20 protein-coding genes are annotated in these 24,948 nt (G+C 74.3%); 8 read left to right on the forward strand and 12 right to left on the reverse strand.

Annotated features, from left to right (window positions below; translation table 11 throughout):
• Positions 1–242 precede the first annotated feature (242 nt).
• The gene (locus tag ACF089_RS33600; protein WP_392035215.1) at positions 243–1,553 is read left to right on the forward strand and encodes a DUF6986 family protein; all 1,311 of its coding nucleotides are present in this window, start codon (positions 243–245) and stop codon (positions 1,551–1,553) included.
• 217 nt (positions 1,554–1,770) lie between these two features.
• On the opposite strand, the gene ACF089_RS33605 is transcribed toward ACF089_RS33600, so the two are convergent.
• Positions 1,771–2,748 (reverse strand): LacI family DNA-binding transcriptional regulator, encoded by a 978-nt coding sequence (locus tag ACF089_RS33605; RefSeq protein ID WP_392035218.1) that lies wholly within the window; start codon positions 2,746–2,748, stop codon positions 1,771–1,773.
• Between the two features lie 216 nt (positions 2,749–2,964).
• Here ACF089_RS33605 and ACF089_RS33610 point away from each other — a divergent pair, with 216 nt between their 5' ends.
• Both ACF089_RS33610 and ACF089_RS33615 read left to right on the forward strand, forming a co-directional pair.
• Positions 2,965–3,930 carry an ROK family protein gene (locus ACF089_RS33610; RefSeq protein ID WP_392035221.1) on the forward strand — a complete coding sequence of 322 codons (966 nt, stop codon included), beginning with the start codon at positions 2,965–2,967 and terminating at the stop codon, positions 3,928–3,930.
• A 461-nt stretch (positions 3,931–4,391) separates the two neighbouring features.
• A complete protein-coding gene (locus ACF089_RS33615) occupies positions 4,392–5,687 on the forward strand; it encodes an NUDIX domain-containing protein (RefSeq protein WP_392035224.1) in 1,296 nt (431 codons plus the stop codon).
• Between the two features lie 12 nt (positions 5,688–5,699).
• On the opposite strand, the gene ACF089_RS33620 is transcribed toward ACF089_RS33615, so the two are convergent.
• Both ACF089_RS33620 and ACF089_RS33625 read right to left on the reverse strand, forming a co-directional pair.
• Positions 5,700–6,437, reverse strand: a complete 738-nt coding sequence (locus tag ACF089_RS33620; RefSeq protein ID WP_392035227.1) for an MBL fold metallo-hydrolase — start codon at positions 6,435–6,437, stop codon at positions 5,700–5,702.
• 333 nt (positions 6,438–6,770) lie between these two features.
• A complete protein-coding gene (locus ACF089_RS33625) occupies positions 6,771–8,126 on the reverse strand; it encodes a dipeptidase (protein ID WP_392035230.1) in 1,356 nt (451 codons plus the stop codon).
• Between the two features lie 109 nt (positions 8,127–8,235).
• Here ACF089_RS33625 and ACF089_RS33630 point away from each other — a divergent pair, with 109 nt between their 5' ends.
• Positions 8,236–9,507 carry a geranylgeranyl reductase family protein gene (locus ACF089_RS33630; RefSeq protein WP_392035232.1) on the forward strand — a complete coding sequence of 424 codons (1,272 nt, stop codon included), beginning with the start codon at positions 8,236–8,238 and terminating at the stop codon, positions 9,505–9,507.
• Positions 9,508–9,760: 253 nt separating this feature from the next.
• On the opposite strand, the gene ACF089_RS33635 is transcribed toward ACF089_RS33630, so the two are convergent.
• Both ACF089_RS33635 and ACF089_RS33640 read right to left on the reverse strand, forming a co-directional pair.
• Entirely contained in the window at positions 9,761–10,108 is a 348-nt protein-coding gene (locus tag ACF089_RS33635; RefSeq protein WP_392035235.1) for a DUF6332 family protein, read from the reverse strand.
• 79 nt (positions 10,109–10,187) lie between these two features.
• Positions 10,188–11,414, reverse strand: coding sequence for an MFS transporter (locus tag ACF089_RS33640; RefSeq protein ID WP_392035238.1), 1,227 nt, complete (start codon positions 11,412–11,414; stop codon positions 10,188–10,190).
• Between the two features lie 76 nt (positions 11,415–11,490).
• Here ACF089_RS33640 and ACF089_RS33645 point away from each other — a divergent pair, with 76 nt between their 5' ends.
• Together ACF089_RS33645 and ACF089_RS33650 are read left to right on the forward strand one after the other, a co-directional pair.
• Positions 11,491–12,705 carry an ROK family protein gene (locus ACF089_RS33645; RefSeq protein WP_392035241.1) on the forward strand — a complete coding sequence of 405 codons (1,215 nt, stop codon included), beginning with the start codon at positions 11,491–11,493 and terminating at the stop codon, positions 12,703–12,705.
• 248 nt (positions 12,706–12,953) lie between these two features.
• A complete protein-coding gene (locus ACF089_RS33650; protein WP_392035244.1) occupies positions 12,954–13,805 on the forward strand; it encodes a YhjD/YihY/BrkB family envelope integrity protein in 852 nt (283 codons plus the stop codon).
• An 82-nt stretch (positions 13,806–13,887) separates the two neighbouring features.
• Here the strand turns inward: ACF089_RS33650 and ACF089_RS33655 are convergent, their stop codons facing one another.
• Both ACF089_RS33655 and ACF089_RS33660 read right to left on the reverse strand, forming a co-directional pair.
• Positions 13,888–14,433: an ATP-binding protein gene (locus ACF089_RS33655; protein WP_392035246.1), complete on the reverse strand. Its 546-nt coding sequence runs from the start codon at positions 14,431–14,433 to the stop codon at positions 13,888–13,890.
• Between the two features lie 314 nt (positions 14,434–14,747).
• On the reverse strand, positions 14,748–15,071 hold the full coding sequence (locus tag ACF089_RS33660) for a hypothetical protein (protein WP_392035249.1): 324 nt from the start codon (positions 15,069–15,071) through the stop codon (positions 14,748–14,750).
• Between the two features lie 198 nt (positions 15,072–15,269).
• Here ACF089_RS33660 and ACF089_RS33665 point away from each other — a divergent pair, with 198 nt between their 5' ends.
• The gene (locus tag ACF089_RS33665) at positions 15,270–16,412 is read left to right on the forward strand and encodes a PLP-dependent cysteine synthase family protein (protein WP_392035252.1); all 1,143 of its coding nucleotides are present in this window, start codon (positions 15,270–15,272) and stop codon (positions 16,410–16,412) included.
• A 151-nt stretch (positions 16,413–16,563) separates the two neighbouring features.
• Here the strand turns inward: ACF089_RS33665 and ACF089_RS33670 are convergent, their stop codons facing one another.
• Positions 16,564–17,001, reverse strand: coding sequence for an SRPBCC family protein (locus ACF089_RS33670; protein WP_392035255.1), 438 nt, complete (start codon positions 16,999–17,001; stop codon positions 16,564–16,566).
• A 153-nt stretch (positions 17,002–17,154) separates the two neighbouring features.
• Complete coding sequence (locus tag ACF089_RS33675; RefSeq protein WP_392035258.1) at positions 17,155–18,024, reverse strand: DeoR/GlpR family DNA-binding transcription regulator; 870 nt, start codon at positions 18,022–18,024, stop codon at positions 17,155–17,157.
• Between the two features lie 210 nt (positions 18,025–18,234).
• Here ACF089_RS33675 and ACF089_RS33680 point away from each other — a divergent pair, with 210 nt between their 5' ends.
• Positions 18,235–20,802 (forward strand): hypothetical protein, encoded by a 2,568-nt coding sequence (locus ACF089_RS33680; protein ID WP_392035261.1) that lies wholly within the window; start codon positions 18,235–18,237, stop codon positions 20,800–20,802.
• Here ACF089_RS33680 and ACF089_RS33685 read toward each other — a convergent pair.
• From ACF089_RS33685 to ACF089_RS33695, 3 genes are all read right to left on the reverse strand, one after another.
• Positions 20,772–23,192 carry a right-handed parallel beta-helix repeat-containing protein gene (locus ACF089_RS33685; RefSeq protein WP_392035263.1) on the reverse strand — a complete coding sequence of 807 codons (2,421 nt, stop codon included), beginning with the start codon at positions 23,190–23,192 and terminating at the stop codon, positions 20,772–20,774. The genes ACF089_RS33680 and ACF089_RS33685 overlap by 31 nt on opposite strands.
• A gap of 231 nt (positions 23,193–23,423) precedes the next feature.
• Positions 23,424–24,032: a hypothetical protein gene (locus ACF089_RS33690; RefSeq protein WP_392035266.1), complete on the reverse strand. Its 609-nt coding sequence runs from the start codon at positions 24,030–24,032 to the stop codon at positions 23,424–23,426.
• Between the two features lie 235 nt (positions 24,033–24,267).
• The gene (locus ACF089_RS33695) at positions 24,268–24,726 is read right to left on the reverse strand and encodes a DUF6643 family protein (protein WP_392035269.1); all 459 of its coding nucleotides are present in this window, start codon (positions 24,724–24,726) and stop codon (positions 24,268–24,270) included.
• Between the last annotated feature and the right edge of the window lie 222 nt (positions 24,727–24,948).

Below are 24,948 nucleotides of genomic sequence, written 5' to 3' on the forward strand. Positions count from 1 at the left end.
GATCTTCGATCTGGTCGATTACGGGGTCGTGGGCGATCTGTTCACGGTCGTGCCCCAGCTCACCGAAGAGATCAACAAGCGCAAGGGCTGACCGGCCCGCACGCCGGCGCCGGGGGCCGTACGGAGACCGACTCCGTACGGCCCCCGGCCGTTTCACGGGCCGTTGACGCGGCGAACGGCCGAACGCTAGCTTCGCATGGCGGATCACCGATTCCGGTGAGCGGAACGCGGGAGGGCGTCCTATGGCGGACCGGCGGCGGGCGGCGCCCGCGCGGGAACGGATCGCGACCAGCCTCCCCGGGGCGGTCGGCGCGGAGATCGAGGCCCTGCTCGCACCGGTCGACGCCGAACTGGCCCGGCGCTACCCCGGAGACCCCGGCACCCGGCAGCCCGTCCACACCGTCTACGTACCCGCCGACGCCTTCACCGCCCGGACCGTCCGCTCCTGGGGCGATCAGGCGCTCGCCGCGCTCGACGAACACGCCCCGGACGCCGCCGCGTTCGCCGCCGTGCTCGGACTCCCGGACCGGCTCGCCGAACCGGTCCACACCCGGATGCGGGCCAAGCTGGAGCGCGAGCCCGTGGAGGATCTGCGGATCGACTTCGAGGACGGCTACCGGGGCCGGACCGGCGCAGACCACGACGCGGACGCCGCCCGCGCCGCCCGCCTCGTCGCGCGGGCGTACGAGGACGGCACGGCCGCCCCGTACATGGGCATCCGGCCCCCGTGTCTGGAAGCCGCCGTCCGCGACCGCGCCATCCGGACGCTCGACATCTTCCTCACCGGACTCATGGCGGCGGGCGGGCTGCCCGACGGGCTCGTCCTCACCCTCCCCAAGGTCAGCTACGCCGAGCAGGTCACCGCCTTCGCCCGGCTCCTCCAAGCCTTCGAGTCCGCCCATGGACTGGCCGAGGGACGCATCCGCTTCGAGATACAGATCGAGACCAGCCAGGCCGTGCTCGCCGCCGACGGAACGGCCACCGTCGCCCGGATGATCGACGCGGCGGGCGGCCGGGCCACCGGACTGCACTACGGCACCTTCGACTACAGCGCCTCCCTCGGCGTCGGCGCCGCCCACCAGGCGAGCGACCACCCGGCCGCCGACCACGCCAAGGCCGTGATGCAGGTCGCCGCCGCCGGCACCGGCGTACGGGTCAGCGACGGCTCCGCCCAGGTGCTCCCCGTCGGGCCCACCGCCCAGGTCCACGACGCCTGGCGACTGCACTACGGGCTCGTCCGCCGGGCGCTGGCCCGCGCCTACTACCAGGGCTGGGACATGCACCCCGGCCATCTGCCCACCCGCTGCGCCGCCGTCTTCGCCTTCCACCGCGAGGATCTGGAACGGACGACGGGCCGGCTCGCCGCGTACGCGGCCCGCGCCGGCGGCGACGTCCTGGACGAACCCGCCACCGCCAAGGCGCTCAGCGGTCAGCTGCTGCGCGGGATCGACTGCGGGGCGCTGGACACCGCCGAGGTCACCCGGCTCTCCGGGCTGACCCGCGCCGAACTGGAGGGCTACGCACGGCCGCGCGGGCCCGGCGGGCCCGGCTGAAGGGCCGCCGAGGACCCGGGGCCGCTACGGCGGGACCCGCCGGGGTCCCGGCCCGGATCGGTACGACGGGATCCGCCGGGGTCCCGGCCCGGATCGGTACGGTGGGATCCGCCGGGGTCCCGGCCCGGATCGGTACGACGGGATCCGCCGAGGACCTGGTCAGGGCGCGCGCGGTCCGGGCCGCGTGACCCGCTGGAGGACCGGGCGGGGCCCGAGGTCAGGACGGCGGGATCTCGCCCGAGCCCCGGGGGATCAGCGCCGTCGCCAGCGCCACCCGCACCGGCTCCTCCTCCACCCCGTCCAGCCGCCGGAAGAGCTGCTCCGCCGCCCGGCGGCCGAGGGCCGCCGCGTCCTGGGCGATCACCGTTATCCCCAGCAGATCGGCGAGTTCGATGTCGTCGAAGCCCACCAGCGCCACCGGCCGGGCCTGCTCGGCGAGGACCCGCACCGCCGTCACCGTCACCCGGTTGTTCCCCGCGAAGACCGCCGTGACCGGGTCCGGCCCCGTCACCATCTCCAGCACCGCCGGACGCACCCGCTCCGGCGCGGTCGAGCCCAGCGCGACCCAGGAGCCGGCGACCGTCAGCCCCGCCTCCGCCATCGCCGCGCGGTAGCCGCGCAGCCGCTCGACGGACGTATGGATGCGCGGCTGGTCGCCGATGAACCCGATCCGGCGATGGCCGTGCGCGATCAGATGGGCCACCCCCGCCCGCGCCCCGCCGAAACAGTCCGAGAGCACGGTGTCCGCGTCGATTCGCCCGGCCGGCCGGTCCACGAACACCGTCGCGATGCCCGCCTTGATCTCCGGCTCCAGATAGCGGTGGTCGTCACCGGCCGGGATCACGATCAGCCCGTCCACCCGGCGGGCGCAGAGCGCGAGCGCCAACTCCTGCTCGCGGACCGGGTCCTCCGCGCTCGACCCGTTGATGAGCAGCGCGCCGTGCGCCCGCGCCACCTCCTCCACCGCACGGCTCAGCGGACCGTAGAAGGGGTCGGCCAGATCCTCCAGCACCAGACCTATCGAGGCGGTACGGCCCTTGCGCAGCACCCGCGCGCTGTCGTTGCGGCGGAAGCCCAGCGATTCGATCGCCTCATGGACCCGCCGTTCCGTCTCCGGGGTCACACCGGACTCGCTGTTGACTACGCGGGAGACGGTCTTGAGCCCGACTCCGGCACGCGCGGCGACGTCCTTCATGGTGGGGCGATTGCCGTAGCGGAGTTCAGGACTCCTGGGACGCGCGGACGGGTGCGGAGAGCGATCTGTACCGGCCACAGTGCGGAATCCTGTCGTCGTACGGCGTGCAGGCGAATGTGTAGCGGCGAGCATAGAGCTTGGACAACGTTGTCAGGGGTATGAAGACTGTTCCCGAAGCCGCAGACTCGACCCAGCTCACCGGGGGATGCCACGCCGATGCACAACGACCTCGTCGCCGCCCTCGACATCGGCGGCACCAAGATCGCGGGCGCGTTGGTGGACGGCGACGGTCGGATCCGGCTGCGGGCCCGGCGCCCCACACCCGCGCGCGAGGACGCCGAGACCGTGATGGCCGCCGTCGCCTCGGTCCTCGGCGTGCTGACCGCCTCGCCCCTGTGGGCCCGGGTGTTCGCCGTCGGCATCGGCAGCGCGGGGCCCGTGGACGCCTCGGCGGGCACGGTCAGCCCGGTCAACGTGCCCGCCTGGCGCGCCTTCCCGCTGGTCTCCCGGGTCGCCGGGGCGGCCCCCGGCCTGCCGGTCGCCCTGGTGGGCGACGGGGTCGCGATGACCGCGGCCGAGCACTGGCGGGGCGCGGCGCGCGGCCGCGAGAACGCCCTGTGCATGGTGGTCTCCACGGGAGTCGGCGGCGGTCTGGTGATCGGCGGCCGCCCCCACCCCGGACCGACCGGGAACGCCGGCCACATCGGCCACATCAGCGTCGACCTCGACGGCGATCCCTGTCCGTGCGGCGGCCGGGGCTGCGTCGAACGGATCGCCAGCGGGCCCAACATCGCCCGCCGCGCCCTGGAGGGCGGCTGGCGGCCCGGCCCGGACGGCGACGCCTCCGCCGCCGCCGTGGCCGCCGCCGCGCGCGCGGGGCACCCGGTCGCCGTCGCCTCCTTCGAACGCGCCGCCCGGGCGCTCGCGGCCGGGATCGCCGCGACGGCCGCCCTGGTGGAGATCGAGACGGCGGTGATCGGCGGCGGGGTGGCGGGCGCGGGGGAGGTGCTCTTCGACCCGCTGCGACGCTCCCTCCGCGACTACGCCACCCTCTCCTTCGTCCGGGGAGTGACCGCCGTCCCCGCGCTGACCGGCGCCGACGCGGGCCTCCTGGGCGCGGCGGCCGCCGTCCTGTCCGGCGACCGCGACGGCGTGCCGTTCCGGTCGGCCGACCGCCTCTGAACCGGCCGGTGCGCGGCTCGCGTCCGAGGGTCTCGTGAGCGCGTCGTACGGAGGGGGAAGGCGGTCCCGGTCTCCGCCGCCGTCCCACGGCCGGGGGTGCGGCCGAAGAGCGCGGCGGCGGTGGCCGATTGGGCCGGGCCGTGCGGGGTAGACGTCGCGGCGGTGCGCGGAGGCGGCCGCTCGCGGTCGTCCCGGCCGCCGGGACGGTCCCGGCGCGGGTTCCGACGGCGGTCCTGACGGCGGCGCGGACGACGGTCCCGGCAGCGGCGCCGACGGCGGTCCCCGGCCGGGCCTTTCGGGCGGCCGGCGCTTTCGCACGTCCGGGGACGGGCGGGCTCCGGGGCCCGGAGACCTGCCCGTTCCCGGGGCACGGCGTTCCGGATCTCGGCCGGGACCGGCGGCGGGTTTCCGTGGCAGGGTGTTCCGGGCAATCCACTGTGGGCTAGGGAAGAGGGGGACCCGTGATCGTTTGGATCAACGGTGCGTTCGGAGCGGGCAAGACGGCCACCGCGCAAGAACTGATCGACCTGATCCCCAACAGCACGCTGTACGACCCCGAGCTGATCGGCGCGGGACTGCGCCGGATGCTGCCGCCGAAACGCCTCGCCGAGGTGAGCGACTGCCAGGATCTGCCGATCTGGCGGCGGCTGGTGGTGGACACGGCGGCGGCCATGCTGGCGGAGCTGGGCGGGGTGCTGGTGGTGCCGATGACCCTGCCGCGCCAGGAGTACCGGGACGAGATCTTCGGCGGTCTGGCCGCCCGCAGAATCCCGGTGTGTCAGGTGTTGCTGCGATCGGAGGAATCGATCCTGCGCGGATCGGTTCCGTCCGCCGGGCGGCCCGGGGACGCCGGGCCCGTGCCCCCGGCCGACGGCCCCCGTCCGCCCGAGGGCCCCTGTCCGGCCGAAGGCGCCCACCTGGCTGGAGGCGCTCACCCGACTGACGGCCCTCGCCCCGCTGGAGGCGCTCACCCGCCCGCCGGAGCCCTGGCCGTCCCCGCACCGCGGACCGTCCCCGGAGAGGAGCCGGCCGCGTCCGGAGCCCTGACCGTCCCGGCATCGCGGACCGTCCCGGGATCCCCGGCCGCCGCCGGAGCCCGCCCCCTCGCCGAGCCGTCGGCCGACCCCGCCGGCGAGGAGTGGGCCGACGACCGGATCCGGCCCCTCCCCGCCGCGCCGGAGTGGATCGCCGACGACGCCTTCGTGATCGACACCGCCGGACTCGACCCGCGCCGCACCGCCCGCCGGATAGCCGACGCGCTGCGCACCGGAGAGGCCGCCGTCTGCGCGATCGTCCAGACGCCCGAGCCGACCGCCGAGACCCTCGCCGCCGGAGTCCTCCTCTTCGACGAGGAGGACAGGGTGCTGCTGGTGGACCCCACCTACAAACCCGGCTGGGAGTTCCCCGGCGGAGTCGTGGAGCGCGGCGAGGCCCCGGCCCGCGCCGGGATCCGGGAGGTCGCGGAGGAACTGGGCATCGAGCTGGACCGAGTGCCCCGGCTGCTCGTCGCCGACTGGGAGCCGCCGCTGCCCCCCGGATACGGCGGACTCCGGCTGCTCTTCGACGGCGGACGGCTGACCGGCGACACCGCGGCACGGATCCTGCTGCCCGGCGCGGAGCTGCGCGACTGGCGTTTCGTGGCGGAGCAGGAGGCCCAGCGGCTGCTGCCGCCCCTGCGGTACGAACGGCTCCGCTGGGCCCTGCGCGCCCGGGAGCGGGGGACCGTCCTCTACTTGGAGTCGGGAGTCCCGTACTGACCCGGCCCCCCGTCACTCCGGTGACGCGGACGCCGCGCCGTGGTCCCGTTCCACCGCCGCCCGCAGCACCGCCGACGCGCCCCGCCGCACCGGATCGCCATGGCCGAAGCACGCCACCTCCGTGTCCAGGGCCGCCAGCTTCCGGAAGGACTCGACCGTCCGCTCCCGGTCCAGGTTGAACACCCCCATCAGCACCCGGCCGTCCGGCGGCACGGAGGCGACGGCGTCGCCGGTGAACAGCACACCGTGCTCGGGCAGATGAAGACCGATGCTGCCGTCCGTGTGGCCCGGCGCGCCGACGACGCGCGCGCCGCCCCCGAAGTCCAGCACCTCGCCGTCCGACACCTCCACCACCTCGGCGGGGAGCACCCGCCGGGCCGACGGCGGCGGCAGCAGCTTCGCGGCCTCCGCGTGCAGGGGCCGTTCCCAGTCCTCGAAGAGGGGCGGCGGGCCGGGCATCTCTGACCGGACGAACGGCGCGTCCAGCCGGTGCGCCAGCACGGGCGCGCCGCTCAGCGCCGCGAACTCGCCCGCACCGCCCGCGTGGTCCTCGTGGAAGTGGGTCAGCACGATCCGCCGTACGTCACGGGGGTGCAGCCCCAGCCCCGTCACCGCCTCGGCGATCAGGGCGCCCGCGCCGATCGCGCCCGCGTCGATCAGCGTCAGCTCGTCCCCGTCGCGCCACAGATAGGCCTGGCCCACGGGAAAACGCAGCAGGGACAGTTCGGGAAGCAGCTCGATGATCTCCATGGCCCGACCGTAGGCAGGGCGTACGCGCACGGGTGAGGGCGTTCGGCCCTCGGCAGAGCCCCTCCGCCGCGGGCGAAACCCCGCGCACCCCCGCCGGCCGTCGCGACCGCGACGCGCGCCGGACCGCCCGTACCTCTCTCCGGGCCGTCGCGACCGAGGCCCGCGCCGGACCGCCCGTACCTCTCTCCGGGCCGTCGCGACCGAGGCCCGCGCCGGACTCCCGCGTACCCCCGCGGCCGCCGTCGGAACCACGGCGCGGACGAACCCGGCGTACCCCCGCGGACCTTCGGAGCCGCAGAGTCCCGCCGGGGCCCGACCACCGCACCCGGAGGCTCAGCCCGCCGCGTAGTTCCGCAGGAAGAGCGCCTCGGTGACCGAGAGCCGCTCCAGCTCCGTGGGCGAGACCGACTCGTTCACCGCGTGGATCTGCGCCTTCGGCTCGCTCAGCCCGATCAGCAGGATCTCCGCCTCCGGGTAGAGCGTCCCGAGGGTGTTGCAGAGGGGGATCGAGCCGCCCATGCCCGCCGTCTGCATCTCCTCGCCGGGATAGGCGGCCCGCATCGCGTCCGCCATCGCCGTGTACGCCGGGCTGTGCACATCCGCCTGGAACGGCTGCCCCTGCCCGACCTGGTCCACCGACACCCTGGCCCCCCACGGGGTGCGCGCCCGCAGATGCGCGGTCAGCAGCTCCGTCACCTCGGCCGCGTCCCGGCCCGGCGGCACCCGCAGGCTGATCAGCGCCCGCGCGCTCGACTGCACCGACGGCGTCGCACCGACCACCGGCGGGCTGTCGATGCCGATGACGGTGACCGCGGGCCGCGCCCAGATACGGTCGGCGACCGTGCCGGACCCGATCAGCTCCACACCGTCGAGCACCTTGGCGTCCCGGCGGAAATCGGCCTCCGCGTACTGGAGCCCCTCCCAGCTCTGCTCCGCGTCCAGCCCGTCGACCGCGGTCGAGCCGTCCTCCGCGCGCAGCGAGTCCAGTACGCGGATCAGCGCGGCCAGCGCGTCCGGGGCCGCGCCGCCGAACTGACCCGAGTGCAGATTCCCTTCGAGGGTGTCCACCTGGATCCGGACCATCGTCATCCCGCGCAGCGTCGCGGTGACCGTCGGCAGCCCCTCCCGGAAGTTCCCGGAGTCGCCGATGACGACCGCGTCGGCGGCCAGCAGTTCGGGACGCGCCTCCGCGTACCGCTCCAGACCGCCCGTACCCTGCTCCTCCGAGCCCTCCACGATCACCTTGACGGACACCGGCACCCCGCCGTTCGCCCGGAGGGCGCGCAGCGCGAGCAGATGCATGATGAAGCCGCCCTTGCAGTCGGCGGCCCCGCGCCCGTACCAGCGGCCCTCGCGCTCGGTCAGCTCGAAGGGCGGCGAGTCCCAGGCGTCGAGGTCGAGCGGGGGCTGTACGTCGTAGTGCGCGTAGAGCAGCACCGTCGGCGCGCCGGCCGGCCCGGGGAGGAGGCCGTAGACCGCCTGGCTGCCGTCCGGGGTGTCGAGCACGGCCACATCGTCGAAGCCCTCGGCGCGCAGCGCGTCGGCGCACCAGCCGGCGGCCGCCTCGCACTCGCTCCTCGGGAACTGCGCCGGATCCGCCACCGACCTGAAGGCCACCAGCTCCGCCAGTTCCGCCCGGGCGCGGGGCATCAGGGCGGCGACGGATTCGGCGATCGGATCGGCGGTCATGGGCACGCTCCCGGGGGGTACGACGTTGTGCGAGGTGTGTACGGCAAATGCGTGGTCGATCCTCCCACAGCGATGCGAGAGGGCCGCGCCGTAGGATGCCGTCGAGAGCATGGGGCACGCGTCGGATCGGGAGCAGAAGCACATCGTGAGCAGCGAGAACGGCGGCACCGGAGCAGAAGAGGCAGTGGAGCACGGCGAGACGGTGTGGGACGTCGTTGTCGTCGGCGCGGGGCCCGCGGGGGCCTCGGCGGCGTACGCGGCGGCGGTGGCGGGCCGTCAGGTGCTGCTGCTGGAGAAGGCCGAACTGCCGCGTTACAAGACGTGCGGCGGAGGGATCATCGGTCCCTCCCGGGACAGTCTGCCGCCCGGATTCGAGCTTCCGCTGCGCGAGCGGGTGCACGCCGTCACCTTCACCCTGAACGGCAGGATGACGCGCACCCGCCGGTCCAAGAAGATGCTCTTCGGGCTGATCAACCGCCCGGAGTTCGACGCGCTGCTCGTCGAGCACGCGCAGAAGGCGGGCGCCACCCTGCGCACCGGCGTCACCGTCTCCCGCGTGGAGCAGCACGGCGCGGCCGTGCCCGACCGGCGCACGGTCGCCGTGGTGACCTCCGACGGGGAGACGGTGCTCGCGCGCGCGGTCGTCGGCGCGGACGGCAGCGCCAGCCGGATAGGCGCCCATGTCGGGGTCAAGCTCGACCAGGTCGATCTGGGCCTCGAGGCCGAGATCCCGGTGCCCGACCCCGTCGCCGAGGACTGGGCGGGCCGGGTGCTCATCGACTGGGGTCCGATGCCCGGGAGTTACGGCTGGGTGTTCCCCAAGGGGAAGACGCTGACGGTCGGGGTGATCTCGGCGCGCGGCGAGGGCGCGGCGACCAAGCGCTATCTGGAGGACTTCATCGCCCGGCTGGGTCTGGCCGGCTTCGAGCCGGAGATCTCCTCCGGGCATCTGACCCGCTGCCGCAGCGACGACTCCCCGCTCTCCCGGGGCCGGGTCCTGGTCTGCGGGGACGCGGCGGGGCTGCTGGAGCCCTGGACGCGCGAAGGCATCTCCTTCGCGCTGCGCTCGGGCCGGCTGGCGGGGGAGTGGGCGGTCCGGATCTCCGAGGCCCATGACGCGGTCGACGCCCGCCGCCAGGCGCTGAACTACGCCTTCGCCATCAAGGCCGGGCTCGGTGTGGAGATGGGGGTGGGTCGCCGGCTGCTCTCCGTCTTCGAGCGCCGTCCCGGGGTCGTGCACGCGGCGATCACCGGTCTGCGGCCGGCCTGGCGGGCCTTCGCCGACATCACCCGCGGATCGACCACGCTGGCGGGCATCGTCCGTACCAGCGGGGTGGCGCGCAGGGCTCTGGAGACGATGGACCGGCGCGCCCGGAGCTGATCCGGCGGTGACCCGGCGCACGGCCGGGCGCGGGGGGCCGGGCGCCGTCTGCTGACACGGCCGGTTCGGCGGAGTGGTCCGCGCCGGCTCGGCCGGGTGGTGCGCACGCCGCCCGGCTCGCGTACGAGGCCGGACTCGGCGACCCCGCCAAGTCCCCGCGCGCGACGCGGTCCTGACCCGCGCCCCGGACGGCCCGGCGCCGCTCCCCAGCCGCCGCGCGCCCGCGCGACCGGGGCCGGCTCGTCGTACCGGCCTACGAGTCCGGGCCCCTCCGGCCGGGCTGGTTGGACTGGTCGGGCCGACGCGCGGGGCGGGAGCCGGTTGAGCCTTCCGAGGCGTCGGCGGCGTACGGGGGGCTCGGCTCGTCCCCGGGGCGGGCGAAGCGCCAGAGCACCGTCACCACACGGAGCGCGAAGACGATCGCGGCGGCGGCGAGGCCCGCGAGGAACAGCCCGCGCTCGACGGCGTACGGCATGGTGAAGGCCAGTTTGGGACCGGCGACGGCGCCGAAGACCACCGCGGCCGCGAACGTGGCGCTCACCAGCGCGTACCCGATCTCGACGGTGATCGCGTCCCGATCCCTCTGATTGCGTCGTCCCATCCCCGAAGTGTCACAGGGGCGGCGGCCGCCGGGCAAGAAAGTCCCGGTCGGCCGCCGCTCCCGGCCGGGGCGCGGTCGCTCAGCCCGGTGCGGGCCGTTCCGCCGCGGCGTTCCGGGCCGCGTATCCGATCAGGGCCGCGCCCGCCGCCAGGAGGGAGACCGTGGTCAGGGCCACGGGCAGCGACAGCCAGTCGGCGAGGAAGCCGATCGTCGGCGGGCCCAGCAGCATCCCGCCGTAGCCGAGCGTCGAGGCGGCCGCCACCCCGGCGGGCCCGGCGAGCGCCCCCGCCCTGGCCACCGCCACCGGGAAGATGTTCGCGAGCCCCAGACCGGCCGCGCCGAAGCCGAGCAGCACCAGTCCCACCGAGGGCGCGAGCGCGCCGAGCAGCATCCCGGCCGCCGCCGTCGTCCCGCCCGCGACGAGAACACGAGTCTGCCCGAGCCGCTCCAGCAGAAAGGTGCCCGAGAGCCGGCCGACCGTCATGGCCAGGGCGAAGAGCGAGTAGCCGAGGGCGGCGACACCGGGCCTGGCGTCGAGGTCCTGCTCCAGATGGAGCGCTCCCCAGTCGGCCATCGCCCCCTCCCCGTACGCGGTGCAGAGCGCGATCACCCCGCAGATCAGCACGAGTCCGCGGGTGCGGCGCGTCATCCGGCGGGGCGTGGTGTCCTCGGCGGCGCGCACGGCGGCCGGGGGCCGCGCGCGCAGCAGCACCGGACCGGCGACGGCGGTCACCAGCAGCCCGGCGGCGGTGAGCAGCAGCAGATGCGCGGTGGGGGAGAGCCCGCCCGCGATCAGCGCGCCGAGACCGGCGCCGACCATGCCGCCGAGGCTGAACACTCCTTGGAAGACGGGCATCACCGGGCGGCCGAGCGCGGCCGCCACCGTCACCGCCGAGCTGTTGAGGCTGACGCTCATGGCTCCGTAGCACGCGCCGAAGACGAGCAGCACCAGACCGAGGGCGAGCGGGGAGCGGGTCAGCGGCGGCAGCGCGATGCTCAGCGACATCAGGGCGGCGCTCGCGACGACGACCGGCAGGGAGCCGACCCGGCGGCAGAGCCGGCCGGTGAGCGTCATCGTCACCACACCGCCCGCCGACAGTCCGAGCAGGGCGAGACCCAGGGCGCTCGCGGAGGCGCCGGTCTGCTCCTTGATCGCGGGAATGCGGACCACCCAGCCGGCGAAGAGGAAGCCGTCGAGGGCGAAGAAGAGGGTGAGGGCTGTGCGCAGCCGGGACGGGGAAGAGGGCGCGCCGCTCCCGCGAGATCCCCCCGAAACAGCCGTGCCAGGTTTGTTTATTTTCGGCACAAATGGAGAATAGGCATGGGCGTGCGATCGGGACAAGACTGCTGCACGACCTGCGGATCATGGGAGACTCCCCTTCATGAACGGCAAGGCGACCAGCACCAGAACAAAGCTGGAAAGGGGCCGCGGCGCACTCGGCCCCGCTCTGGAACTGGTGCACACGGGCCGTGCGCCCACCCGTGCCGTCCTCACCCAGGAACTCGGCGTCACCCGGGCCACCGCGGGCGCGGTCGCCGCCGAACTGGAGGCGCTCGGACTCATCCGGGTCGACCACCGGCCCGCCGCCTCGGCCGGCTCCCAGGGCAGGCCGTCGCACCGACTCTTCCTCGACGAGGGCGGCCCGGTCGTCCTCGCCGCACAGGTTCACGCCGACGGTTTCCGGGCGGCGCTCGTCGGGCTCGGCGGCCGGACGGTGGCCACCGCGCCCGGCTGTGTCACCGTCTCCGCCGATCCGGCCCAGGTGCTCGGCGCGGTGGTCGACGCCGGGGCCGCGCTGCTGCGCGAGAGCCGCCGCCGCTGTGTGGGCGCGGGCCTCGCGGTGCCCTCCGCCGTCGCCGAACCGGACGGCACCGCGCTCAATCCGCTGCACATCGCCTGGCCCGCCGGTTCCCCGGTACGGGAGATCTTCACCGAGCGGGTACGGGCCGCGGGCATCACCGGGCCCGTCTTCACCGGCAACGACGTCAATCTCGCCGCACTCGCCGAGCACCGGCACGGCGCGGGCGTCGGCGCACGCCATCTGCTCTGCGTCGCCACCGGCCACCGGGGCGTCGGCGGCGCGCTCGTCCTCGACGGACGGCTCCACACCGGCAGCTCCGGTCTCGCCCTCGAGGTCGGCCATCTCACCGCCGATCCCGACGGCCGTCCCTGCCACTGCGGCGGCCGGGGCTGCCTGGACGTCGAGACCGACCCGCTGGCCTTCCTCACCGCGGCCGGGCGCCCGCCCGGCCCGGAGGTCTCCCTCCTTCAGCAGTCCCGCCGGCTGCTGCGTTCGGAGTACGACGACCCGGCCGTCCGGGCCGCCGGCGAGCGGCTGATCGACCGGCTCGGCCTCGGCCTCGCGGGGCTGGTCAACATCCTCAACCCGGACCGCATCATCCTCGGCGGGCTCCACCGGGAACTGCTGGCCGCCGATCCGGAGCGGCTGCGCGCGGTGGTCGCCGACCGCTGTCTGTGGGGCCGCAGCGGGGGCGTTCCGATCCTGCCCTGCACCCTCGACCACAACAGCCTGGTGGGCGCGGCGGAACTCGCCTGGCAGCCGGTCCTCGACGATCCGCTCGGCGCGCTGGCCTGAGCCCGCGGGCCGGTCCCGGCGCCCGTGCGCGAGGTGCGCGATCCGGAACCCGCGGGCCGGTCCCGGGCGGGCGGGCCCGTGCGCTCCGGCCCGCTCCCGTACGCCCGCTCCCGTACGCCCGCTCCCGCCCGGCCCGCGAGGCGCTCGGCCGCGCGCCGCCCGGCCCGAACCGCCGCCCGGCCCCCGGGCCACCCGTCCGGAGGCACCGGGGGCGGCCCGGCGGCCGCGAACGGGTAGGCGATGCGGGTATGAGCCCTCAGCCCGCCGGGGCGGAGCCCTCTCCGCGCCGGGTCCAGCGACTGCACACCAGGCTGCTCTCCTCCTCGGCGGCCCTCGCCTGGAACCGGGCCCGGGAGATGGAGCTGCTGCACCGCGCCATGGGCTTCGCCGCGCTCGGCTTTCTCACCCTCGTACCGCTGCTGGTGGTCGTCGCGGCGGCCGATCCGGCCAGCGGCCAGGGCTTCGCCCGCTGGCTGGGACAGGCCCTCGGGGTCTCCCAGGCGTCCCAGGACGAGGTGGAACGGCTCTTCGGAGTGCCCGGCACCGCCCTCCAGCGCACCACCGCCTTCGGTCTCGCCGCGCTCGCCGTCTTCGGGCTGACCTTCGGATCCGCCGTCCAGACCGGGTACGAGAAGGTCTGGGACCTGCCCACCGCCCGCTGGCACACCATGTGGCGGCATGTCGTCTTCCTCGCCCTGCTGGTCTTCTCGCTGCTGGTGTTCGTCAACACCCCCGCCCCGTCCGACTCCGCCGCCGGCACGGCGGGCGCCGCGCTGGCCGATGTGATCGGCACGTTCGTCTTCTTCTGGATCGCCCAGCGTCTGCTGCTCGGCGGCCGGGTCCGCTGGCGCGCGCTGCTGCCCGGGGCGGTGGTGACCGCGCTGGCCATGCTCGGGCTGCGGATCTTCTCCCAATTCGTCTTCTCCCCGCTGATCGCCTCCAACGCGGTGACCTACGGGCCGTTCGGGACCGTTCTGGTCCTCCAGTCCTGGCTGGTCGGCGTCGGCGTGGTCGTCTACGGCGGCGCGCTGGTCGGCCGTCTGGTCCACGAGGAGCGCCTGCGGCGGCGGCTGGAGCGCGAACTGCTGCCGCCCGCCTGACCGGGAGCGCCCGAGCCACGCCGCCCAGGCGTACGCACGGCGGCGCGGCTCCGCGTCACCGTGCGTACGTGCGTACGACCGATCAGCCCACGGCGGTCGACCGGGCCGGGGCGTGTTCGCGCGGCGCGGTGTCCGGGTGCGGGGCGAAGGGGTGGTCCGTCACCGGCGCGGTCACGGGCGGGGACGCCGGCTCGTGTCCGGGCGGCTCCGTCTCCCGTGCGGGCGGCGGGGCCGCGAGGGAGAACCAGACGGTCTTGCCGCGCTCGCCCCGGGGCAGCACGCCCCACTGCTCGCTCACGGCCGCTATCAAGGAGAGCCCGCGTCCGGAGGTGGCGAAGAGGTCGCCGTCCGGCGCGGCCGGCGCCGCCGGAACGCGTGGATCGTGGTCGTGGACGGAGACCGTGAGCCGGTCGAGCAGCAGCTCGATGTCGACGACGCACATCTTGTCCGGCTCGGCGTGCCGGTGGACATTGGTCAGCAGTTCCGTGACGCCGAGCGCGGCCTGGTCGATCAGAGGATCGAGATGCCAGTAGCGCAGTTGCGCCGATACGATTCTGCGGACCTGACCGATCCGCGACGGCAGGGCCTGAAGCTCCACCGTGCAGTGCCTGCTTGACTCGCTGATCACGGCTGCGACTCCCCGAAGTGGTCCGGAAGAAGACGAAGGTCGGATCCAGCAGTGGCTGCCTGCTGAGTCGTGCCCGGTGGTGCGGGCGATCCGCCGCGCTGCCGCAGTGTCATCGCGCATGCACCCTGAGTGATGTGACACCAGCGTGGACCAGCGACGACGGTCCCGCAACTCGGCGCTCCGCGAAGCACTGTCGCTCGGCGGCACTCAGGTGAAGGGGCGCGCTCGGGTGAAGGGTGCGTTCCGGCGGAGGGGTGCGTCCGAACGGAAGGACGCGCTCCAGGTGGAAGGGCGCTCAGATCGGGGCCGCGTGCTCAGTCCTCGGCGACACCGGCCCCGCGGACGGCCTTCAGGAAACGCCCGGTGAGCGTCTCCGGATCCGTCCGGTGGTCGCGCTGACCGAGGGTCAGCCGGTATCTCTTGCCGTTGACCGTCAGCGCCGTGCTCGCCTCGTCGGTGAACCACGCCTTCCCCGCCCGCACCGCGCGCACCGGGGCACTGTCGATCACGCGGCCGTAGCTGGTGAGCAGTTCCAGCTTGCCGTCCTTGATCAGGACCTGGCCCGCCTTGGTGAGCGAGCGCGGCCAGCGTTCGATCCGCACGCCTGTGGCACGGAACTCGGGCTCGGCCATCGCCATAGCCCTCCACCCCCTTCTTCGCTTTGCCTCCTCGCAGTCTGCCCAACTCCCGCCGCGGATACCAGTGGGAAGAGCGGACGCCGGGGCCAACTGAACCACAAGTACCTCCTATGGATTCCCCAAGTGAACATTTGTGCAGGTGGGGGGCTTACGCTGGCGACGCGGGCCGGAGCGGCCAGCAGGGCGAGGACGGCGGACATGGACAGCGACGAGAAGCGTGTGACGCACGGGGCGGCGGCTGCGACCGCCGACGTCGACCGCAGCGACCCGGAGTACCGGGCCTGGCTGAAAGAGGCCGTACGGAAGGTCCAGGCCGACGCCAATCGGTCCGCCGACACCCATCTGCTGAAGTTCCCGCTGCCCGAGCGGTGGGGGATCGACCTCTATCTCAAGGACGAGTCCACCCACCCCACGGGCAGCCTCAAGCACCGGCTGGCCCGCTCGCTCTTCCTCTACGGCCTCTGCAACGGCTGGATCCGGCCGGACAAGCCCGTCATCGAGGCGTCCAGCGGATCGACCGCCGTCTCCGAGGCGTACTTCGCGGGCCTGATCGGCGTCCCCTTCGTCGCCGTGATGCCGCGCACGACGAGCCCCGAGAAGATCCGCCTGATCGAGTTCCACGGCGGACGATGTCACTTCGTGGACGACTCCCGGAAGATGTACGAGGAGTCCGCGGCGCTCGCCGAGCGGACCGGCGGCCACTACATGGACCAGTTCACCTACGCGGAACGGGCCACCGACTGGCGCGGCAACAACAACATCGCCGAATCCGTCTACCAGCAGCTCAGGCTGGAGCGCTATCCCGAGCCCGCCTGGATCGTCGCCACCGCGGGCACCGGGGGCACCTCGGCGACCATCGCCCGCTATGTGCACTACATGCAGTACGACACCAGGATCTGCGTCCCCGACCCGGAGAACTCCTGTTTCTTCGACGGCTGGACCGACGGCGACCCGAACGCCTCCAGCGACCGCGCCTCCCGGATCGAGGGCATCGGCCGCCCCCGGATGGAGCCGAGCTTCGTCACCGGGGCCGTCGACCGCATGATGAAGGTCCCGGACGCGGCGAGCGTGGCGGCCGTACGGGCGCTCGACGCCGCGATCGGCCGGAAGGCGGGCGGCTCCACCGGCACCGGGCTGTGGAGCGCGCTGAAGATCGTCGCGGAGATGGTCCGGGACGGGGAGCGCGGGAGCGTCGTCACCCTGCTCTGCGACCCGGGCGACCGCTATCTCGACAAGTACTACTCCGACGGCTGGCTGGAGGAACAGGGCCTGGACATCGCGCCGTACGCCCGCCAGATCGACGCGTTCCTCGCCACCGGGCAGTGGCCCCAGCACGGCTGACGACGTCCGTGCCGACGGCGTCCGCGCCGGTCGTGCGTGCAGGCCGTCCATGCCGGCCGTGCGTGCCGGGCGGGTGCGTGTCGTGCGGGTGCGTGTCGTGCGGGTGCGCGCCGACGGCCCGCGCCCGGGCCAGGAGGGCGGGGCGCGAAGGTCAGCGCCCCCGCAGCAGTCCGTCCAGCGCCCGCCCGAACACCCGTCGGCCCACCCTGGCCACCAGCGGGTCCAGCCGCCTCGGCAGCCCCCGGATCCGCAGGTCCTCGGCCCAGACCACCACCGAGCCCGGACCGCGCGGGCAGACCTCGATCTCGGCCCAGCCCAGGATCACCCGGCCGCGTTTCTCCAGACGGCAGCGCCCCGCGCGCCCGTCCGCGGGCGGCTCCCAGCGGACGACCTCCATCGGATCGTCGAAACCGGCCCGGCCGACCGACGACCGCACCGTGAACACCGTGCCCCGGCGGGTCGGCCCCGCGGTCACCGAGGCGAGCGAGGTGGCGGGCACCTGTGCCGCGTGGGCCCGCCAGTCGGTCACCCGCCGCCAGACCTCGTCGGCGGGGAGCGGCACCGCGCGCGTCACCCGGAACTCGGTCACCGGCCGCACCCCTGCCCGTTCCCGCGCACGCACCCGCGTCCGTACCCCGACCCGAGCCCGTATCCGTCCGCGTACCCGAATCGGCGTCCGGGTCCGGGGCCGTGCTCAGGTAGGTGCCCGTCCTCGTACCGCCGGCAGTCGTTCATCCGTGCGTCAGCCGTCCTGCTCGCCGTCCCGGCCCTCGTGACCGCCCCGGCCGTCCTCGGGGGAGCCCGCCACGATCAGCCCCGGCAGATGCTCGACGATCTCCTCCCGGGCCCGCGCCGACAGCCCCGCGTCCGTCACCAGCGTGTCGACCTCGGACAGCCGGGCGAAGGAACTCAGCCCGACCGTCCCCCACTTGGTGTGGTCGGCGACCACCACCACCCGGCGGGCGGCCTGCACGAAACGCCGGTTGGTCTCGGCCTCCGCCAGATTCGGCGTGGACAGTCCGGCCTCCACCGAGATGCCGTGCACCCCGAGGAAGAGCACATCGAAGTGGAGCGAGCGGATCGCCTGATCGGCGACCGGACCGACCAGCGAGTCCGACGGCGTACGCACCCCGCCCGTGAGCACCACGGTCGCCGCGCCCGGCCGGGGCGCGCCCGCGGCCCCCAGCCGCTGCGCCGAATGGAACACATCGGCCACCCGCACGGAGTTGGTCACCACCGTCAGATCCGGCACCTCCACCAGATGGTGCGCCAGCGCGAACGTCGTCGTGCCCCCGGAGAGCGCGATCGCGCTGCCCGGCACCGCCATGCGCACCGCCGTTCGGGCGATGTCCTCCTTGGCGCTCAGCTCCAGCGCCGACTTGGCCTCGAACCCCGGCTCATGGGTGCTGGCCTCCACCAGCGGAACCGCGCCGCCGTGCACCTTCTCGATGACGCCCTGACGGGCCAGCGCGTCCAGGTCCCGCCGTACCGTCATGTCGGAGACATTGAGCTTGCGGGTCAGTTCATTGACCCGGACCCCGCCGCGCCTGCGCACCTCGTCGAGGATCAGTGCGCGCCGCTGCTCCGCGAGCAGGTTCTGATTGTCGGTCACTACCGGGGCCGGTCCTTCCACGTCGTCGTCTTCCGTCGTACGCTCCGCCAGCGGCTCGGGCGTCACATCCTCTCACGGTCCCTTCCGCGCGGACTCGCGAAGATTCGGTGAGAGCCGCGCGCCGAACCGTCCGGATCCGGGACTCTGAGGCGTGAGCGCCGCGCGGTCGCGCACCGGTCGATCCTCCCATCGAGAGAGCGAGGCACAGACGTGTCTTCCGCAACTCCGGCCCCGCAGAGCGGAGGGCCGGCGCTCGAACTGCTGGTCCACGGCGTCGGCGGAGCCTTCCCCCAGGACATGCTCGGCGACCCCCGCACGGTCCGGATCTCGGGAGACGCCCAGGCCGCGGTCTTCCGGCGCACCGACGACGAGACGGCCGAGGCGGACCCCGAAAGGCGCTCGGACCAGCCCATTCCCGAGGCGTACTGCTGGTCCAACCTCACCTCGGGCAACAGCGCCCGCGCCCTGTGGCTGCTGCTGCTCCCCTTCATGGTGGTCAATCTCGCGCACTGGATGCGCCCGCGCGCCCGGGGCCGCATCCGCACCACCCGGCTGTACGGGGTGCTGGTCCGGCTGATCGCGCTGAGTCTCACCGTTCTGATGACGGCCGCGGCCGCCGAGGTGACCCTCGATCTGATGGCGTGGCAGTGCGCGGGCACCGCCGAGTGCTCCCGGGACCGGGGCTGGCTCGGATTCCTCTCCGGCGAGCGCGGCGGCTGGTGGTCGCAGCCCGGCCGCCGTCTCGCGCTCGCCTCGCTGTTCCCGCTCGCGCTGGTGATCCTGCTCTGGTACCTCTCCAACCGCACCTGGAACGCCTATGAGTCACAGCGCCCGCCGACCGGCGCGGGCGTGGTGGAGGGCGACACGGGCGCGGACGACGACGAGGGGGGAGAGGGGGAGGGCGAGGAGGACGAAGCGGCGTACCACGCGGACAACACGACGGAGGCCACAGAGCACACAGAGCAAGCGGAGCACGCGGAGCACGCGGAGGACGACGACGAGGAGGACGACGAGGACGGGGCCGACGACTGCCGGGAGCGCCGGCGGACCGTCCGCCCGGCCCGCGAGACCGTCGTACGTCCCGCACTGGGACGCCCCGGATTCTGGTACGGCCGCCGTCTCGTCGCCCGGCTGCGCGCCGCGCACACCGCCGCCGGATTCCTCGTCATCGCCGCCGCCGTCGCCGGACCCGCCGCCCGCCACGACCGTGACGGCGACAGCACCCTGCTGGACATCGCCGGCCGGACCCTGGAGACCGTGCTCGCCCTCGCCTTCCTCTTCGTGGTCTGTGTGATCGTCCGCCGGGGCCGCAGCGAGCGGCGGTTCGACGCCCGCTTCGACCGGGCCGCCGTCAGCGCCCTCCCCGGCTCCGCGCTCGCGCTGCTCGCCCTCACCCTGCTCTACGCCCTCTGGGACCGGCCAGGATGGACCTCCGCCGGGACCCTGCCCAGCGAATGGGCCTTCCGTCTGATCGTCCTCGCGCAGGGCGCGCTGACCGTGGCCCTCGCGCTCACCGCCCTCGTCCTCCAGCGGCGCGCCCGCCATCCGCGCTGCGCGCTGCGGGGACTCGCCGGACCGGCCGTGGCGATGCTCGCCTGCGCGCTGGGCGGGGTGATGAGCGGCGGCATCGCCCAGCGGGTCGCCGACTGGCTCGACGGGCCGGGCACCCCCGGCATGGACGGCGACGGCACCATCCCCGGACCTCCCGTCCTCCTCAGCTGGCAGGCCTCCGTCATCCCCGTCCTGCTGGTGCTGCTGCTGATCCCCGCCGTCTGGCTCGGAGTCAGGACCTGGCTGACGGCACGGCGGTTCGCCCGGGACGTGGAGGAGGAGTACGGAGCCGCCGAGGCGCCGCTCCCGGGGGCCGGGGCCTGGCGGCCGGACCGGATCCGCACCCGGAGGATCGCGGGCGCGAGGGCCCGCGCCGATCTCACCGACACCGCGCCCTGGCTCGTCGGCCTGGTCTCCGGCGCGACCCTGCTGCTCGGCGCGGGCTCGCTCGCCGGCTCCTGGGCGAGCGGCGAGGTCCCCGGCGAGGCGTTCGGGGAGAGCGGGTTCGACGAATCCCTCGCCGAGGCGGCGCAGTCCCTGGGCTCCTGGCTGATCGGCTTCGGCTTCATACTGTTCGTCACCTGGGGCCGCCGCGCCTACCGCGACCCCTCGGCCCGCCGCACCATCGGCATCCTGTGGGACGTCGGCACCTTCTGGCCGCGCGCCGCCCACCCCTTCGCCCCGCCGTGCTACGCCGAGCGCGCCGTCCCCGACCTCGCCTGGCGCATGTCCACCTGGACCGAGCGCACCGGCGGACGGCTCGTCATCTCCGGTCACTCCCAGGGCAGTGTGCTGGCCGCGTCCGCCGTCTGGCAGCTGCCCGCCGCCACCCGTCGCCGGGTCGCTCTGCTCACCTACGGCTCGCCGCTGGAACGGCTCTACGGCCGCTGGTTCCCCGCCTACTTCGGGCCCACCGCCCTGGGGGAGCTGCGCGGCGAGGTCGAGGGCTGGCGCAATCTGTGGCGGCACACCGACCCGATCGGCGGGCCGGTGCTGGTCGTCGGCGAGGACGGGCGCGGGGACGTCGACCACGCGGTGCTCAAGGACCCCGTGGTCTACGGCAGGTCCCGTGCCCATCCGCTGCCCGAGCCCATCCTCGGGCACTCCGACTACCAGGCCGACCCGGTCTTCGCGCTGGAGCGCCGGAGGCTGCTGGCGCGGATCGATCCGCGGATCCCCCAGCAGTCCCCGCGGAGTCAGAACAGCTCGGGCAGATCGTCCGGATAGAGCAGCGTCAGAGCGTCGGTGTCCGCGTCGGCCAGCTCGGCGACCCGGCCCGCGTGCCGCTCCACCATCGATTCGAAGGTCTGCCGCGCCGTGCGGCCGTTGCCGAAGGCGGGTCCCTTGGGCAGCGCGGTGAAGTACTTCAGCAGTGATTCGCCGGTGCCCTCGGCGAGCCGGTACTCATGCTCCTCGGACTGCTGTTCCACGATGCGCAGCAGCTCGTCGGCGCCGTAGTCCTGGAAGGTGATGGTCCGCGAGAAACGGGAGGCGACGCCCGGATTCACCGACAGGAAGCGCTCCATCTCGGCGGTGTATCCGGCGACGATCACCACGACCGCCTCCCGGTGGTCCTCCATCAGCTTCACCAGGGTGTCGATGGCCTCCTTGCCGAAGTCCCGTCCGGAGTCCTCGGGGGAGAGGGCGTACGCCTCGTCGATGAAGAGCACTCCGCCGCGCGCCCGGTCGAAGGCCTCCTGGGTGCGGATGGCGGTGGAGCCGATGTGCTCGCCGACCAGGTCCACCCGGGAGACCTCCACCAGATGACCGCGCTCCAGCACGCCGAGCGCGGCGAGGATCTCTCCGTACAGTCGGGCCACGGTGGTCTTGCCGGTGCCGGGGGAGCCGGTGAAGACCAGATGCCTGCGCACGGAGGCGGCCTTGAGACCGGCCTCCTGGCGGCGGCGGCCCACCTCGATCATGTTGATCAGCGAGCGCACCTCGCGCTTGACGCTCTCCAGGCCGACCAGCGCGTCCAGCTCGCCGAGGACGGCCTCCGAGGTGCGCCGGGGCTCGGGGGCCGGCTCCGGTACGGGCGCCGCGAGGGGCGGGGGCGGCGGGAGCACCGAGACCGCCGGGGCCGCCGCCCCGGGCGACCGTATCGCCGCCACGGCCGGGGCCGCGGAGTGCTCCACCGCGCCGCGCACCGCGCTCTCGTCGCTGGTGCACTCCTCCACGACCAGCAGGCCCGGATCCGCGAACTCGTAGCCGCCGCGCGCGCACCGCTCGGTGCGGCAGCGGCTCAGCGTCGCCCGGCAGCCGTCCATCACATGGAAGCCGTAGCCGCCGCTGCCGGTGACCCGGCAGTTCCGGAAGGTGCCGCGGCCCTCCGCCGAGACGTAGAAGCCCGCCTCGGCGGGCGAGGTGACCGTACAGCGCTCGATCACCGGGTCGGCCCCCTTGGTGACGATGACCCCGGTCTGCGCCGCGTCGATGGTGCAGCCGTTCAGGGTGCCGCCGCTGCCGTGGTCGCGGAACCAGGCTCCGGTGGACGCCTCCCTGATCCGGCAGTCGTCGAGCTGCGCGGTGGCCCCGTCGCTCACCGACACCGCCGTGTTGCGGATCTGGGACAGATCGCTGTCGACCACGTCGACCCGCGAACCCCGGTCGAGGACGAAGAGCGCGTCCGGGACGTCGTGGACGCGGCAGGAGTCCAGGACCGCGGTCGCTCCGTCGCTGATCCACACCGCCGGGTAGTCGCCCGTGCTGTCGTATATCTCGCACTGGTTGGCGTCCACCCGGGTGCCCGGGTCCCACACCGACAGACCGTTGCGCCCGAACCGCCGCACGGTGGAGCGGGTGAGGGTCAGCACCGAACGGGAGCGCAGATCGATCGCGTTCTCCGGGACGTCGTGGATGTCGCAGTCGGAGAGGGTGAGCACGGCGTCGGTGTCCAGGGTGACCCCGTCCGCCGAGGTGCGGTGGACGGTCGAGTCGGTCAGATGGGCCGAGGCGCGCGAGGCGATCTGCACTCCCGCGCCCTTGATCTCGTACACCTCGCAGCCGATGGCCTCCAGACCGCTGCCCTCGCCCGTGACCGCCAGCCCGGCGCCCGAGGCGTGGTGCACCCGGCAGCGGTCGAGGCGGGGATGGCCGCCGCCGCGCACCGAGACGCCCGCCTGGCCCGCCGAGACCACCTCGCACTCCTCGAACACCCCGCCCGCGCCGTCCAGAACGGCTATGCCGACGCCGGCGGGATTGTCGACGGTGCAGCGGCGCACGGTGGGCCGGGCCGAGCCGCGCACCTCCAGACCGGCCGCGGAGCGCGTCGAGATCCGCAGGTCCGACAGCTCCGGCGTGCCCTCCTCCACCAGCAGCGCGGGCGAGGTCGTGTCCTGCCCCTCCACATGGAGATCCTGGACCGTGGCCGACGCCCGCACTGTCAGCGGCACTCCGTCGGCGGGGGCTATCCGCACCGAACCGACCGAGCCCTCGGGACCCCGGAGCGTGACCGCCCGCTGGATCACCAGATTCTCCCGGTACGTCCCCGGGGCGACGGTGAGGACGTCTCCGTCGCCCGCCGCCTCCAGGGCGGCCGCGAGAGAGGCGTACTCACCCGTGCGGCGCCGCCACCGAGATGTGCCGGTGTGGGTCACCTGGACCGTGCCCTGTGCCATCGTGCTGCTCTGCCCCCACCTCGGGATCTGATTCCGGCGCGCCTCGGAGAAGGGGGACGCCCCCTTGGGTCCTGCCTTCCGTGTCGTGTCCGGCTCGCCGGGAATCCGGGGAGCGGGCCCGAAAGATCTGCCTCGACCGGACGGCGGGTCCCGGGGCCGAAGGCCCCAGCCCCGTGACGGGGTCGCACCACCGTAGCGCGGGTGAGGGGCGGGAGTTGACGAGTCACGAGGTCAGCTGCCCGCGCCGGTGCGTCCCCAGTCCGGACCCGCGGCGGCCCAGGCCCGGTCCAGACGGGCGAATCTGCGCTGTGAGAGCCGCCAGAGAACCAGCCGTCTGACGGCCTCCACCAGACCGGCCGAGGCGAACGCGAAGCCCGTCCCGGCCAGGACGGCGTGGACGCGCACGGCCGCCGGCTCCATCGGGCGCGCGACGACCCGGCCCGCGCGGTCGGTCCAGACGGTCAGCTCGTCGCCCGCCCGGGCATCGCGCGGCGGGGCGGCGATCCGGCCGGTGCGCCCGACCCCGTCCACGGAGGTCCAGCGGGCCCACACCGTCCGCGGTCTCTCTCGCGCGGGCGGGGGCTCGGCCTCGGACGCGGGCGACCGGGGCGGCGGCGCGGGTCTCAGCACCGTCGCCACGACCGGATGACGGTGCATACGCTGCTGGCGCGCCGCCTGCCGCAGCGAGTCCTCGGTGGCGTTCCCGGCGAACCAGCCCACGGCCGGGGCGGCGAGGAGCAGCATCAGCGCGGCGGCGAGCGCCGTCCACGCCTCGATGAGATCGGTCGGCCGGCGCAGGGGATTGTGACGCCAGCGCCAGACTCCGGCGGCCGCTCGCATGGCCCGCACCCCCTTCCGCGTCCGTCATAGCCCAGTGCGGCGCGCACGGGCACGAAGTCGCGGGAAGAGAGAGGAACGTCACCCTCCTCTCGCCACGCCCTCGACCGCTCAACGCGCGGCGCACGCCTCGGAGTTCCCACAGACCTCGTCGGGTGGGAACCCCGCGGCGCGGCGGCCGGACGGACGGGAGGGAGCCTGCCGGGGCCGGCCGCTCGGACGCTCGGTGAACCCCCGCTCAGTAACCCTGGCCCGGGTGCGGGCGGTTGTACGGGTCCTGGTAGCCGGAGGGCCCCGGGGCGGGCGCGGGCCGGGCGGCCGGGCGCATCGCCTCGTAACCGGTGGGCACGGGGCGCTGCTGCTGGGGCTGGCCCGGCTGCCCCTGGTAGCCGCGCGGCGCGGGCGGCTGCGACTGCGGGATGTACGGAGCCGCGGCCTGCTGGAGCGGCATCGGCGCGTACTGCTGCGGATAGCCGTAGCCCTGGGAGGGCTGCTGGGCCGAGGGGCCCGCCGGGAGGGCGGGCAGCGCCGCGGGGAGCGCCGGCAGATGACCGCCGGTGTCATACGCGGAGGGCACTCGGATCGGGGCGATCTGAGGCGTGCCCCGCTCTGCGACGAGGGAGTCGTAGATCGGGGTGTCGGCGAAGGACGGTGCGGAGTAATAGCCGCCGCCGTAGGTGGAGCGGGGGGAGGTCATGGGACCTAAGGTAAGCCCACGAGTGCCGGTTGGGGAGGCCGGTATGTGGGTTGTTTCGGTGGATGCGCGTACCCATGGATCCCCAAAGCGAGCGAACCCGGGAAAATCGGTCGAACCACAGGGCAAGGATCCTGTAAAGAGCGAGCTGGGAGCGGGTTACTCGCGGGTCAGCAGCACGGCCCCGGGGCAGGTGGGGGCGAGAATGGCGCACGGCGACCCGAC

Origin of the sequence: Streptomyces sp. NPDC014894, assembly GCF_043080985.1 — a bacterium.
Taxonomy (GTDB): Bacteria; Actinomycetota; Actinomycetes; order Streptomycetales; family Streptomycetaceae; genus Streptomyces.

Coding starts and splice junctions, on each gene's coding strand:
- ACF089_RS33600 (WP_392035215.1), top strand. CDS start 243: ATGGCGGACCGGCGGCGGGCGGCGCCCGCGCGGGAACGGATCGCGACC.
- ACF089_RS33605 (WP_392035218.1), bottom strand. CDS start 2,748: ATGAAGGACGTCGCCGCGCGTGCCGGAGTCGGGCTCAAGACCGTCTCC.
- ACF089_RS33610 (WP_392035221.1), top strand. CDS start 2,965: ATGCACAACGACCTCGTCGCCGCCCTCGACATCGGCGGCACCAAGATC.
- ACF089_RS33620 (WP_392035227.1), bottom strand. CDS start 6,437: ATGGAGATCATCGAGCTGCTTCCCGAACTGTCCCTGCTGCGTTTTCCC.
- ACF089_RS33625 (WP_392035230.1), bottom strand. CDS start 8,126: ATGACCGCCGATCCGATCGCCGAATCCGTCGCCGCCCTGATGCCCCGC.
- ACF089_RS33630 (WP_392035232.1), top strand. CDS start 8,236: ATGGGGCACGCGTCGGATCGGGAGCAGAAGCACATCGTGAGCAGCGAG.
- ACF089_RS33635 (WP_392035235.1), bottom strand. CDS start 10,108: ATGGGACGACGCAATCAGAGGGATCGGGACGCGATCACCGTCGAGATC.
- ACF089_RS33645 (WP_392035241.1), top strand. CDS start 11,491: ATGAACGGCAAGGCGACCAGCACCAGAACAAAGCTGGAAAGGGGCCGC.
- ACF089_RS33650 (WP_392035244.1), top strand. CDS start 12,954: ATGAGCCCTCAGCCCGCCGGGGCGGAGCCCTCTCCGCGCCGGGTCCAG.
- ACF089_RS33660 (WP_392035249.1), bottom strand. CDS start 15,071: ATGGCGATGGCCGAGCCCGAGTTCCGTGCCACAGGCGTGCGGATCGAA.
- ACF089_RS33665 (WP_392035252.1), top strand. CDS start 15,270: ATGGACAGCGACGAGAAGCGTGTGACGCACGGGGCGGCGGCTGCGACC.
- ACF089_RS33685 (WP_392035263.1), bottom strand. CDS start 23,192: ATGGCACAGGGCACGGTCCAGGTGACCCACACCGGCACATCTCGGTGG.
- ACF089_RS33690 (WP_392035266.1), bottom strand. CDS start 24,032: ATGCGAGCGGCCGCCGGAGTCTGGCGCTGGCGTCACAATCCCCTGCGC.
- ACF089_RS33695 (WP_392035269.1), bottom strand. CDS start 24,726: ATGACCTCCCCCCGCTCCACCTACGGCGGCGGCTATTACTCCGCACCG.